The 13,141-nt window shown below is 57.6% G+C and carries 10 protein-coding genes and 1 tRNA gene; 3 read left to right on the top strand and 8 right to left on the bottom strand.

Going from position 1 to position 13,141, the window contains the following annotated elements; genetic code table 11:
- Positions 1-15 precede the first annotated feature (15 nt).
- Positions 16-1,047, top strand: a complete 1,032-nt coding sequence (gene mgrA, locus D0Y96_RS15340; protein ID WP_117301603.1) for an L-glyceraldehyde 3-phosphate reductase — start codon at positions 16-18, stop codon at positions 1,045-1,047.
- Positions 1,048-1,112: 65 nt separating this feature from the next.
- Here mgrA and D0Y96_RS15335 read toward each other — a convergent pair whose 3' ends face one another.
- The 3 genes from D0Y96_RS15335 to D0Y96_RS15325 all read right to left on the bottom strand — a co-directional run bounded on the left by D0Y96_RS15335 (position 1,113) and on the right by D0Y96_RS15325 (position 3,284).
- Complete coding sequence (locus tag D0Y96_RS15335; protein WP_158562425.1) at positions 1,113-1,826, bottom strand: DUF3106 domain-containing protein; 714 nt, start codon at positions 1,824-1,826, stop codon at positions 1,113-1,115.
- Positions 1,827-1,972: 146 nt separating this feature from the next.
- Positions 1,973-2,476 carry an anti-sigma factor gene (locus D0Y96_RS15330; protein ID WP_117301599.1) on the bottom strand — a complete coding sequence of 168 codons (504 nt, stop codon included), beginning with the start codon at positions 2,474-2,476 and terminating at the stop codon, positions 1,973-1,975.
- Between the two features lie 13 nt (positions 2,477-2,489).
- Entirely contained in the window at positions 2,490-3,284 is a 795-nt protein-coding gene (locus D0Y96_RS15325) for an RNA polymerase sigma factor (RefSeq protein ID WP_252263823.1), read from the bottom strand.
- Between the two features lie 161 nt (positions 3,285-3,445).
- Between D0Y96_RS15325 and D0Y96_RS15320 the strand changes: the two genes are divergently transcribed.
- Positions 3,446-3,520 (top strand) — tRNA-Val (locus D0Y96_RS15320).
- Positions 3,521-3,635: 115 nt separating this feature from the next.
- Here D0Y96_RS15320 and D0Y96_RS15315 read toward each other — a convergent pair.
- Positions 3,636-5,432 (bottom strand): TonB-dependent receptor plug domain-containing protein, encoded by a 1,797-nt coding sequence (locus D0Y96_RS15315; protein ID WP_117301597.1) that lies wholly within the window; start codon positions 5,430-5,432, stop codon positions 3,636-3,638.
- Positions 5,432-6,403 (bottom strand): biotin synthase BioB, encoded by a 972-nt coding sequence (gene bioB / locus D0Y96_RS15310; RefSeq protein ID WP_117301594.1) that lies wholly within the window; start codon positions 6,401-6,403, stop codon positions 5,432-5,434. Before bioB ends, D0Y96_RS15315 begins: the two co-directional genes overlap by 1 nt.
- Before the next feature lie 45 nt (positions 6,404-6,448).
- Between bioB and D0Y96_RS15305 the strand changes: the two genes are divergently transcribed.
- Entirely contained in the window at positions 6,449-6,910 is a 462-nt protein-coding gene (locus tag D0Y96_RS15305) for a MarR family winged helix-turn-helix transcriptional regulator (RefSeq protein ID WP_117301592.1), read from the top strand.
- A gap of 66 nt (positions 6,911-6,976) precedes the next feature.
- Here the strand turns inward: D0Y96_RS15305 and D0Y96_RS15300 are convergent, their stop codons facing one another.
- From D0Y96_RS15300 to D0Y96_RS15290, 3 genes are all read right to left on the bottom strand, one after another.
- On the bottom strand, positions 6,977-7,576 hold the full coding sequence (locus D0Y96_RS15300) for a hypothetical protein (protein ID WP_147325090.1): 600 nt from the start codon (positions 7,574-7,576) through the stop codon (positions 6,977-6,979).
- Positions 7,577-7,758: 182 nt separating this feature from the next.
- Positions 7,759-9,243 carry a hypothetical protein gene (locus D0Y96_RS15295; protein ID WP_117301588.1) on the bottom strand — a complete coding sequence of 495 codons (1,485 nt, stop codon included), beginning with the start codon at positions 9,241-9,243 and terminating at the stop codon, positions 7,759-7,761.
- A 107-nt stretch (positions 9,244-9,350) separates the two neighbouring features.
- On the bottom strand, positions 9,351-12,704 hold the full coding sequence (locus tag D0Y96_RS15290; protein WP_117301586.1) for a TonB-dependent receptor: 3,354 nt from the start codon (positions 12,702-12,704) through the stop codon (positions 9,351-9,353).
- Positions 12,705-13,141: the final 437 nt, after the last annotated feature.

Genomic DNA, 13,141 nt, shown 5'->3' with positions numbered 1-13,141 from the left:
TGAGGAGACAGACGAATGAGCTACGTACCCGAGACAACGCGGTATGACGAGGCACAGTTCCGGCGGTGCGGCCGGTCCGGCATTGTATTGCCGCCGGTATCGCTGGGATTGTGGCAGAACTTCGGCGGCAGCGATGTGTTCGAGACCGGACGAGCGATGGTCCGGCGCGCCTTTGACCGGGGTGTGACGCACTTCGACCTGGCGAACAATTACGGCCCTCCGTATGGGTCGGCGGAGGAGAACTTTGGGGAGATTCTGCGAAAGGATTTTCGCCCGCTGCGGAATGAGCTGCTGATTTCATCGAAGGCGGGATGGGATATGTGGCCAGGACCGTATGGCATTGGCGGCTCGCGCAAATATCTGCTGGCCTCGCTCGACGACAGCCTGCGGCGCATGGGGCTGGAATATGTCGACATTTTCTACTCGCACCGGCCGAGCATGGAGGTGCCGCTCGAAGAGACCATGGGCGCGCTGGCGCAGGCGGTGAGACAGGGCAAGGCGCTGTATGCCGGCATCTCTTCGTACAGCCCGGAGCGCACGCGGGAGGCGGCGCGGATTCTGAAGAGCGAAGGCGTGCCGCTGCTGATTCATCAGCCGTCGTACTCGATGCTGAATCGCTGGATCGAAACGGGACTGCTGGAGACTCTGGACGAACTGGGAGTGGGCTGCATTGCTTTTTCTCCTTTGGCGCAGGGACTGCTGACGAACAAGTACCTGAAAGGCGTGCCGGAGAGCTCACGCGCGGGCGTGGAAGGCTCCTTTCCCCGGGAGTTTCTGAACGAGGAGAATCTGGGCCGGGTGCGCGCGCTTCATGAAATTGCGCGGGGACGCGGGCAGACTCTGGCTCAGATGGCGATTGCATGGGTGCTGCGCGACCGGCGCGTGACCTCGGCACTGATCGGAGCCCGGAATGTGGAACAGCTCGACAACTCACTCGATGCGGTGCAAAAGCTGGCGTTCACGGAGGCGGAGCTGAAGGAGATTGACCGCTATGCGCAGGAGAGCGACATCGATCTGTGGAAAGGCGCCCGCGAAGGAACGGAGTAACGGAAAAACGGGCTTAGGCAGGAGTGAGCGGATGCCTTAAGCGCCCGCTGTGATCAGAAAGAGTCTCAGGGGCGCCCGAAATAAGGCTGAGGAACCGCCTGGGGACGCGGCTGATAGGGCTCGATCGAGAGCAGGTTTCCCAGGACGGTGCGCTCCTGCGGCGAGAACTGGCCGGCGAAACGCGGAGAATTCAGCACCTGCTGGCGCTGCTCCGGGGGCATGCGGCGGAGATCGTTGAAGGCCCGCCCCATGAGCTGACGCCGTCCGGGTGCCATCTGACTGAAGGCCTGGGACGCGCCACGCACCTCCTGCCGGCGCTGGGGCGAGAGCTGCTCGAAGGCCTCCTGCCGGCCGAGGATGCGCTCACGCTGCTGCGGGCTCTTCTCTTCGAGGGTATGCATGCGATCGATCAGCCGCTGCTGCTGGGCCTGAGGAAGGCGGCTGAAGCCAGGCTCGCGCCGCAGAGCATCTTCCCGCTGGCGCGACGTCATATTCTGGTGATTGTTCAGCCACTCCGGGAGATGCTGCTGACCGGGGCGGCCTGCGCTGGGACGATACGCGTCGAAATGTCTTTGACTGTTACCGGGCGAGCCGGGCCGCTCTCCACCGAATGGCTGCTGGCGCTGCGCCTGAGGAGCCGGCCGCGCGGGCTGGACAGCGGGACGCGATGGCTGGAAGTGCGGTGCGGGCGCGGGCGCCGGATGTGCTCCGCGCTGCGCCTCTGCCGCCAGGGGAAGGGCCAGAAGAACCATCAGCACTCCGGACAAGCTTCTGCTCATCCACCGCGCAAGGCGGCTCATCGTTCTGTGCCCTTTTTCTTCCAGCATGTCTTATATTCCCGAGAAAACCGCGCCTTTTGACAGGCCATCCGTTCTCTCTGATCGTTTGGCCCAATTCCTGCATTTTCAGTCCTTCGCCCGAGTCCTTACAGACTGTTCGGAGAGGCCTGACTGTTATCGCTGTCGTCCTGCTGATCGAGCTGATTCATCTGCTGAAAGACCTGAGCATTCTCATCCAGCGACTGCAGATCTCTGACGGTTGCCGAGGCCGCTGCCGGCGCCGGATGACTGGAGCTCACAAAGCCGGCGTAGGTTCCGCCTCCGATAGCGAGCAGCAATACCAGAGCAGCCGCTGCCAGCGGACGCAGATGCCGCGTATTGCCGTACATCAGCCGCGTGCGCAGACGCTCGAAGAATCCGGCAGGCTCCGCCTGCTGTGCCTCGCGGAGCAGAGCGCCCATGCGAGCGTCGAAGAAGGGACCGGGCTCGGGCGCTTCCCATGTATCCAGCATCGCCATGGTGGCCTTCAGCTCCGCCAGCTCCCTTCCGCACTCTGCGCAGCCGGCCACATGGGCGCGTACCTCGACCGGCACCGCCTCCGGCTCAAGGAGCAGATTCGCAAGGTTCGATTTCACATTTCGGCAGATCATAGTGTTTCCCCAGTTATTTCTCCACAACGAAGTCCTTCAGCTTTTCCCGCAGGGTCTGATAGGCCCGGAAGAGGAGCGACTTGGTGGCTGATTCACTCAGCTTCAGCACCTCTCCGATCTCCCTGTAATCCAGCCCCTGATATTTGTGCATCAGTACCGCGGTGCGCTGCCGCTCCGGCAAAGCCATGACATGCTGCCGGATGGCCCGCATCCGCTCATCCCGCACAATCTCGTACTCAACGGTCGGCCGGCTGTCCGCTACATCCGGCGTGGTGCCCGTCTCCGGGTCCGGCTGATCCAGATATACATTTTGCGCCGCGCGCTCATGTTTTGTGTCGCGCGCGTGGTTGACCCCTAAATTTGTTGCGATGCGATACAGCCAGGTCGTAAAGCGGGCCTCTGCCCGGTAGGTCTGCCGCGAACGGTAGACCCGCAGGAAGACCTCCTGCGCCAGCTCCTCGGCAACGGCCTGATTATGGACCATGCGGAACATAAAGTGAATGATCGGCTTACGATACTTTTCGATGAGGATATTAAATCCGGCATCGTCGCCGTCCCGCACGCGGAGCATAATCTCCGCATCGGTCATGGTGCTCCAGTCCGCAACCCCGGAACGGGCGGCTGCCTTTTCCCGAGCACCCTTCAAAAGTGACTGATCCAGAGCTACGGTCGCCATATCCCTGTGAACCCGACCGGGTTCATCAGGTTGCGGTTCTACGGCCTCTTCTCCATCTTCCCGGGCGGTGTTTTCCCAGTCTTCCGGAGGCGGATCGTCGAAATCGCCATCGCCGGGTGTTTCGGGGCGCATAGAGTCGTCCGAAAATGGCGAATCTTCACGGGGGGCCATACCTGCTCTCAAGATTCTACGAGGAAACCGTGACGGAACGGAACGGTTTCGCGGGTTTGGCGGCGGCTTTCGACGATGATATTCTGTTGAGAGTCAAACCCCACCCCGATCCCCGCTTTTTCGGGCGCATAACTCAGCGGTAGAGTGCCACCTTCACACGGTGGAAGTCGTAGGTTCGAATCCTGCTGTGCCCACCATATTTTTCAACGACTTAGGCCCGGTCTCGCGATCGGGCTTTGTTGCGTTTTGCTGCAAATCGCGGGAGCCGTGTTTTTTGCTCTGCTTCGATGTCGTTTGCTTCTGCAATATCTCTCAGAACCCGCCAAGCATGATTTCGAGTCCACCGACGAATCCCCGCGGAGGCATACGCACGTTCACGATTTCTTCGTATCCCGTATTCGCGAGATTGGTCATCTGAAGATAGGGCCGCACCCGGCCCAGCTGACGCGCGACCGAGACGTCCCAGACGGCATAGGGACTCTTCTCGAAGCGCTGAACGACCCCAAGGCGCGTATCCAGCACCACCTGTCGTGAGAGCTGCTGCATCCAGTCCATACGGCCGTTGTTAACGGGGTAATTGAAGACGTACTCGGACTGCAGGCCGTGCAGGGCGCTTTGAGCTCCAACAAGATTGGTCCAGCCTGCGGCGAGACGCTCAGTTGAGCTGAGCTGCCATGTGACGGATGCCTCAACACCGGTGAACCGCACACCAGGCAGATTGCTGGCCTGCCACGGGTCGGCAACAGAGGCGCGCGTGTAGTCGATGGTGTCGTGCTGCCGCGCATAGAAAGCGGTAATGGTCGCGGCCACCCGAGCTGCCGGAAACCAGCTGGCACCGGCGTCGAAGTTCCAGGCCGATTCCGGCCTGAGATTTGGATTCCCGAGGGTTGACGGATCGCTGTAGTAAAGATCGAGGAATGTGGGAATGCGAAATCCGTGACCGACGGAGGCGTGAAGCGTGGTGCTTCTGGAAAGCCACCGCGTAGCGGAGATCATTGGACTGAACACGGAGCGGCCACCGCTGAAAATCTCTTCGCGTGCCCCCAGTGAGATTGAGCCGCGCGACGATTCCAGCCACTCAGCTGCCGCATAGCCTGCTCCCCGGTTTCTGCCGTGTTGTCCGAGGTTGGTACTGACGATTTGATCGGTATCTTCTTCGAGGCCGGTCGAGAGTGTCAGATTCCTGACAAGTGTGCGCTGATCGCGAATCGCTCCTTCAAATCCGTCATCGATGTGTTGGTTTTTATATCCCTCGGGCTGGTCCCGCTCCAGCAGATAGATGTCGGAATGCCTGCGGTATGCCGCTGCGAGCTGCGTGCTGGAGTTGAGTTGCTGGGTTAGGGCGGCAAACCACCCTTTGGTTCTTTCCCACGACTCATAGGGTCCGTAAAACTGATTGGCACCGTAGGCTCGGTCATCTCCAGCGAAGAGCAAGTCGCTATGACCAAGCAGGGAGGCAAAGCGGAATTCATTGCTGGCGTTTTCGGTTCGATAATCACGGTCGGTCATGAAACCTGTCGAGAGCTCGCGATCTCCAGCGAGTACATCGCTCCACTTCTTTCTCGTGATGGAGCCAATCGCAGCCTGCTCGTTTTCGCCGAAGCTGCCGGCTCCCGTCCTGAGACGAATATCTGTATCCGCAGGCTTAACGGTGCTGAGGTCGACGACACCGCCGATGGCATCGGAGCCGTATAACGTTGAACCGTCGCCATGCAGCACATCAAGGCGCTCGATGGCTAAGAGAGGGATCGGCAGATCCATGTTGAAATGAGCCGTTTCGGAGTCGTCCATGCGGAGGCCATCGACCAGCACGAGCGTCTGTTCAAAGGATGCGCCTCGCACGGATATATCAGCCATGATTCCACCGCCACCGCGCTGCTGGATGTCCACAGATGAATCGGTGCGCAGGTAGTCTTCAATCTGATGAAACGCGAGGGGGGCGCGCTGCGTATCCAGACTCACCACCGCCCGAGCGGAATCCTGTTCGGAGACAGGGACGGGGCTGCCGAGAACAACAACGGTTGTGTTGACGGACGGCAATGTGGGCTTTTGTTGCGCGCCAGCGGAAGCTGCCAGAAAAACGATGACAAAGAGAAGTCGCGGGTGCATCAGGCGCTCACCTCGGCAAGGAGACATGCGTCGTCGTCCTCTGCAACGTTGGCCGTCGTTAGAAGCTTGTCTCCAATAAAGATTGATCTCGCTCCGGCAAAGAATGCGAGCAGCTGCGCTTCACGATTGAGGAAATGACGACCGGCGGAAAGGCGCACCCGCGACTGCGGCATGAGAATGCACGCTACGGCGATGACTCGTATCAGATCCGTGCTCTTCACGGGATCAGCAGACGCAAGGGGCGTTCCTTCAATCGGAACTAAAAGATTGATCGGGACCGATTCCGGTTGCGGTTGCATCGAAGCGAGCTCAGCGAGAAGACGGCAGCGATCAAGCTCGCTTTCCCCCAGCCCGAGAATGCCTCCGCAACAAACGGCGATCCCAGCTTTGCGCACCGCTGCAATGGTGCGGAGGCGATCGTCATACGTTCGAGTCGTGATGATCTGCCCATAGAACTCGCGGCTTGTGTCCAGGTTGTGGTTGTATGCATCGAGACCTGCTTCCTTCAGGCTGTCGGCCTGCTCCTGATTCAGCATCCCGAGCGTTGCGCACGCTTCAAGACCGATTGCCCTGACTTCCCGAACCATGTTCAGCACTCGCTCGAAGGGCTCACCATTTGGGGGGCTTCTCCATGCGGCCCCCATGCAGAAGCGAGTTGCTCCACGCTCCTTCGCGCGTAGCGCCGCCGCTCGCACTTCCTCAAGCGCGAGGAGAGATTGACGCGGCACATTGGCATCGTGGTGAGCCGATTGTGAGCAATAGCCGCAGTCCTCCGGGCAGCCGCCGGTTTTAATGGAGAGCAGCACGCACCGCTGAATATCTGCGGAGTGATGGAACTGCCGATGTACCTGGTGGGCCTGATCGATCAAGTCGAAGAGCGGGAGATGGTAGAGCTCGAGAGCGCGTTCAAGAAGCGGAGTCACAGATACCTCTCCCAGAGCTTGTGGCTCGGGGAAAGAACTTTCAAGCATGGTTTTGTATTATCGTAGATAATTTATTGTTTCAATCAAATGTCTATGCGAATTGAAACCTTTCTGAAACAGAGCCCAATGTTTTGCGTTGGCCTTGCAGCCCGCCGTTTCGATGCGCTTACGGCGCGGATACTCGATGCGGATGGCTTGAACTTTCTTGAGGCGTTGATCCTTGCAACACTTTTTTTTGAATCGCCGGCGGTCGTCAAACCCTCTCAACTTGCTGAAACGTTCGGGACCACGAGGGGGAATGTAAGCCACTGCATCTCTTCGCTGGAGGCAAAAGGTCTGGTTCAGCGAAAAATCGATCCGGAGGATGCAAGGGCATACCATCTCGCGCTCAGGCCGCCGGGGAGGAAGACGGCGATCCGAGTAATAGGCGCCTTAGACAAAGTTCAGCGAGAGTTTGAAAACGAAGTGGGCAGGGACACGCTGCAGTCGGCGCTCCTGGTAATCCGATCTTTGGGAGATGCTGCGCTCAACCGAGTGATCGGTGAAGAAAACTGAATTAAGATCATAAGATGAGAGCCAGTCTGGCCGTTTACAGGTGGCCTGCCCGCATTGTCGACATCTTCACAGGGATACGCGTGCAGGCAGCGAGACCGGAAGAGGCTCGTTGTCGAAGTCGAGCAGCGGAAGCGCCAGGGTCGCCAGTGCGTAGGCGATGCTGATGCCCAGCAGACCTTTGTCATGTGCCCCCTGCGCGCTGCGCGCGAGTTCCAGAACGCCGTAGCCGTTGACGACGGCGGCGGCGGTGTAAGGATGCGCGAGGATTCCGCTGAGCAGCCTTCGAAGCAGGCGCGGCGATGAGGACAGTGTGGCTCCTGCCTCGCGTAATTCCTTCTGGAGTCCGATGATCGCTACGGCAGGGATGTAACCAAGAGGCGTGCGCACCCGGTACCAGTCTATGGAGTGAGCGTGGATGCCGCTTGCCGACAGAAGAATGCTTCCAAGGATAACGCCGGCAGCATTGAGACGCGGCGCCGCCACTGGATGACGCGGCTTCTGACGCAGCGCGTAGTCGGATGCGATCCACAGGAGTCCCACCACTGTTTCCAGATTTGGATGGAAGCCATGACGGATCAGGAGTCCGACATTGCCGGCAATAAGGCTGCCGGCCACGATGGTAGGCCCGGAGGCGATTGCCGCTCTCCGCATGGTTCGAAAGATCAAGTTGGCTCCCTCAAAGCCATGATCGCTCAAGACCGGAAGACTACCAACTTTCCCGAGTTGTATTGCACGGGCAGCAGGAAGAGCTCTCTATTTCCCTGCGGCAGACGGCCGCTATAGAACAAAAAACAGGCCAAAGTGCATCTGCACATCTTTGGCCTGCTGAGGATTTTTGGATACGGGAGTCAGGCTTTTCTGAATTGCCGAATGGCGTCGCCGGCGCCTTTGAGATCGGCGAGCTTCATCTCGGAGTACTTGCGAGAGAGCAGCACGCCGTCTGCGCCTCCGTGCAGAGCTGCCAATACGGCATCGTGAACGCCCTGCGGCGTGCAGGTGCTGTGACCTTTGGCGGTCGGAATATCGATGTCGATGCCAGGCCAGAGGCGAGTGTTTGTGCCTTTGAGTCCTTCGTGCGCGCGCTTCGCTTCGCGGTAAACATAGTCGGAAGAGAGACCCGTTAAAGGAATTTCAGCGAGGCCCTTTTCCTGATAGTTCAGGACGCGGTAGTGGAACTGAAGGAGTTCTTCCTCCGGCACATCGCCGTAGATGGTGCTGTGGACGTTATCGATGTACTCGGCCATGCGCTCGCCGCCGCAGTTGTTATACATGACGATTTTCAGGAAGTCAGAGTGAGGAGCGATTGCCTGAAGATCCTGCTCAGCGCGATAAATCGGATTAAATGAGTTGTTATGCCAGATATGCCAGCCTATCTGAAGGGATGGCCGGACTTCTTTTACTTTTGCATAAATGGCGGCATAGGTGTCGCGCAGACTCTGGGTCCATAACATCTCCCATGCAAGAAGCTCCGGATAGTAGAGCATGAAACGCCAGAGCGTGACGAAATGGCCATCGGTGGGGCGCTGCCCTTTTCGGCTTGCGTCGACGTACTTCACCAGCTCCATAAAGCCTTTGTGGGCGCGTTCGGGATCGATGCCGCGCTCCTTCGCCTTTGCACGGCAGTACTGGCAGAAGCAGGTTGCACGCAGCGGCGAGCTGGCCTCGTCGTGGGTTGCTTCAATCACATTAGCGAAGGCTCCCTGACGCTCCGAGCCCCACATGATTCCATCGACGTCATAGGAATGACCCCAGTTTTCAACCATGCCCAGCAGCCAGTTATGGTAGTTGGGATTGTTGAAGCAAAGCGTCTGAGCGTTCGCGCCGGAGAGCTCTTTCTCCTGGAACTGGTCGATGTTGGGGATGTCTCGGCGGAACACATCTTCAAACCAGCAGATAGTTTTCATGCCGCGCTTCTTCGCCGCGGGGATTACTTCCTTCAAAACGTCATAGTTTCCGAAGTCAGGAGCGCGGAAGTCGCTCACCTTCAGAGGAGAGTTGGCGAAGTACTTTGGATTGAGGTCAGTGAAGCAGCCACCATGGAAGGTAGCGGTGTCGTACTGCTGCTTGCCATGGTCAGGCAGAGGCTGGCCGGGCACCTGACGGCCGGCGATACCGCGGCCGTAAGTGAACGTAGCGACGAAGAGCGTGTTGACGGCGCCATCCTGCTGGAAGATGTCAAGACATTTCTCGACACCTTCATCCACGAACGATACGGCTCCCACCTGAATTCCGACCATTGGATCAGGCGTTGTTGCTGCGGCCACCGCTCGCGCCGCCGGCATCAGTCCTAACGCTGCGGCGCCCGCACCCTGCATAAATTCCCTGCGATCCATCTCGACATTTTCCTTTCGGTTGTTGAAGCGCTGTCACTGTTATTCCGTACCGGCAGGGGTTTTGCTTTTTATCCTGTCAGCGTCATCTCATAGTTCAGGTCTGAGCCTTAGAAGTAGAACTTTCCGGCAACCTGGAAGATACGGTTGGCATTGAGCGTACCGGTGACTTTTCCGGCAGACGAAGATCCGATCGTAGCGTTTGGAGTTGAAAATGTCGGATGGTTTGCGACATTGAAGCTCTCAAACCGAAACTCAAGCTTGCGGTCCTGAGATTCACCAAGCCCGAAGGTTTTCTTCAGCGTCGCATCCACATCCACAAGTCCATCGGCACGCAGAATGTCGCGTCCTGAATCGCCATAGGTGTACTGGGCAGGAATTGTAAACGCGGAAGTATCGAACCAGCGAGTGCGCGTGGGATGAGAGAGCTTTCCGCTGCCAATTCTGTTAGGCCACTCTCCGGAGATGCCGGTGTTTGCCACATCGCTTGAAAGCGTGGGAGTGAAGGGCTGGCCGGTGTGATCGGTCAGCACTCCGGCAAACTCCCAGCCACTAACAATGGCATTCATGACCCGGCCGGAGTCGCCCAGCAGGAAGTGACCTTTTCCGAGGGGCAACTGATAGACGGAGCTGACGGTCAGGTTGCTGGCGATGTCGTAGCTGCAGGGTCCGTAGTTGCGGTGCAGCAGCTCGAGCGAAGGCGGCGAGCTTTCCACCGATCCGTTATCGAGGCATTTGCTCCACGCATAGGAGACAAGCGCATAGACGCCGGAGCTCAACCGCTTTTCAAATGTGGCCTGCAGTGCGTTGTAGTTCGCGATACCCATAGTTGTGCCGATGGACGCGACTCCCCACTGCGGGAAGGGTCTGCGGCTTTGAATGTTGCCAGGACCGGGCTCCGGAACGTTCTCCGGCGTATCGATCAACTGATTGTGGCTTGTCCTGTTGCCCGTATAGGCGATGGTCATCGACGCTTCTTTGAATAACTGTCTTTGTACCGCGAGACTGTACTGATACATCATGGTGTGGTTCATCTCGGCGGATGCGGAAGAGATTGCCGGTTGTACACAGCTGAGCAGCATGGGGCCTACACCGCCGGGCCAGCTTGAACCTGTGCAGGGCTGTCCAGGATTCGGGTTCGGAGCAACTAGGGATGATCCGACAAACTGGAAGGGATTCGACCAGAAGAATTCGCCTGTCGCCGGTGAATTGACGAAGACGGGAGCCGGAACGGGATTGTTGAGAGACTGCTGGCTGGTGATGGGCGGAACCTTGGCCCACTGAAGAGCCATATTGGTGTCGAGGAAGACCGGATACATTCCGAATGCGCCGCGAATGACGGTCTTTTCATCGTTCATTGGCCGGAAGGCAAAGCCGAGGCGTGGAACATATAAACCTGGGCCGGTCTTTCTAATGGATTCGGGCAGATGCAGCGGACCTGTTCCATCGAACCGATCGGTGAAGAGTGGAATGAGCTGCGAGGTTACCGGCTGCGCTGTTGGATCGAGCAGGTGTCCCGACTTGTCTGTAGGGATGATGATCTTTCCGTTCGAGTTGGGATTAAAACCTGTCCTTGTCGACGGCTCGAATGCGGATGTCTGCGAGTTGATGCCCCGGTAGAAGGGGTTGTATTCCCAGCGGAAACCAAGGTTCAATGTCAGCCGACTGTTGACGCGATAATTGTCCTGAAAAAATGCGGCCCACTGAATGGCGCGATTTCCAAATAGCGTTAACGGATAGGCGCGCCCCACAGTGGCGGGCAATCCCAGCAGGTAGTCTGCGAAGGCATCTCCGGTGAATTGGGTCGAGAATCCGAACTGGCCTTCCTGGTATTGCCCGTTGTAAAAGCTATGCCGCTGCACCCACATCTGACCGCCAAAGCGGATATCATTTTTCCCGCTCGTGTAGCTGAGCGTGTCGCCATACTGCCAGGTACGGATTCGATTTGATTTGGGGAAGTTGCCGGTCCCGGAACCATTGAAAGACGAGTAACCGGATAACGAGATGTAAGGGAAGCTGGGGCTTAGTTCCGTTTCCTGAAAACCGGCGATTCCGGCTTCCTGTGTATAGTTCGTTCCTCCGAGGATGGGACCGAAGACGAAGTAGTCGCGGTAGTAACTTGCCGTCGCTTCGTTCAGCCAGCGGCTCCCGAAGGTATGTGTTTCATTGAAGGCAAAGTTCTGAGCTCTGCTGGTGAGGTCCTGCGTCTTGAGCGCGGGAAACTGGTTGGGATCTGTCTCGTGATTGTCGGCGATGGAATAGCGCGCAAGAAGGTGATCGGAGCCGGTCAATACAGCGTCGACCTTTATGTCGCCCTTTGTGATGTTCAGCACCTGATTGGCATTGAATGTCGCCTGGCTGGTGGTCGGCATGAACGGCAGGAAGAATTGCGCCTGGCTGGATATCATGTCGTGCGGAATCATGTTGCCGGCGAAGGGCGTTCCCGTGAATGGATTCCTGATGGTCTTCGTGCTTCCGCTGAAGTCGCCGGTGCGCTCAGCATCCGTGGGAACGATATCGGAGAAGGTGATGCCCTGCAGCTGACGGGATTCCTCAAGATCGAGGAAGTAGAAGAGCTTGTTTTTGCGGATAGGCCCGCCGAGCGTGCCGCCGAACTGATTGCGCTTCAGAACATTCTTTGACGTTGTGGCGAAGTAGTTGTGCGCGTCGATGATGTCGTTGCGGAGAAATTCGTAAACCGTGCCATGCAGGCTGTTCGTGCCGCTTTTCATGGTCACGCTGACTACGTCAGGCGACTGACCGTACTCCGCCGGCATGTTTGCTGAAAAGACTTTGAACTCGGAGAGAGCATCCACATTCGGCTGAATATTCGTGCCGCCCTGTTCGTACTCCGTAATGTCGGAGCCGTCCATTCGCCAGCCATTCCAGATCGAGCCGGTGCCATTGATCTGGACATTGACGACAGAGGCGCGAAGCGAGCTTCCACCAGTCGCCGTTCCCTGGCCGCCGGGCGTGTAGCTGGCCCCGGGGACCAGTGCGATCAACTGCCAGAAGTTGCGGCCGTTGAGTGGCGTGCTTTCAATCGATTGCTGCTGTACGACCTGACCGATCGATGAATCTTCGGTGCTGATCAGCGGCGCTTCTTCTGTTACGGTGACCTGCTCAGTGGCAGCGCCGACAGCAAGCTTCAGATCGACCTCGGCCAACTGATTTACCTGCAGCACGATCGATGGAATAAGAAGCTTTTTAAAGCCCGGCGCCTCGGCGCTCAATCGATATCTGCCAATAGGCAAATTCGAGATGATGTACTGACCATCTGAGGAGCTCTGAGCTTTGTGGTCCTGGCCCGTGTCAATTTGTGTGGCTACGACGGATGCGTTTGGAATCACCGCTCCCTGAGGATCGAGAACGGTGCCCGACAACGTGGCATTGGTTGTTTGTCCAAATGCCGCGATGGCAAACGGAGCAAACAGCCCTAACGCAATAAGCGCGAGCTTCTTCATTACACAGTCCCCCACAATTCGGATATAGAAACTGCAATAGCGGCGCTGATGAACGGTGAGGTGAACCCATACACGCGCAAATGCCAGCGCCTGAAAATTTCCGATTTTTCTAAAGGTTCTTAATGGATAGAAAACGTAATGAAAGCAAAGTAAAGATCGACAGCAACTCTGTCAATGGAATATCTGCAAATTTCTTTTCAAATGGGAAATTTTTCAGAAACCGGACCGGTTGCCGACTTATGGATGGGCCCTTTCTGAGCAATAATGAAAAGGCTTTCACAGCGAATCATACCTCCGGTACCGGAATTTATCCGGACCAGAGGGCGCCTCGCATTGGCCAGAATCAGGCGAACCTAATACCTTTTGAATCTTTTCGTTGCAAGGCGGGAATGCGGCGAGATCGGGAAAACGAAATAAAACGCTCCCTCCCCTTTTTC

Origin of the sequence: Paracidobacterium acidisoli, from assembly GCF_003428625.2 — a bacterium.
GTDB classification, from domain to species: Bacteria; Acidobacteriota; Terriglobia; order Terriglobales; family Acidobacteriaceae; genus Paracidobacterium; species Paracidobacterium acidisoli.
Note: the sequence above shows the minus strand (reverse complement) of the source record. Positions and strands in the feature narration are given on the sequence as shown.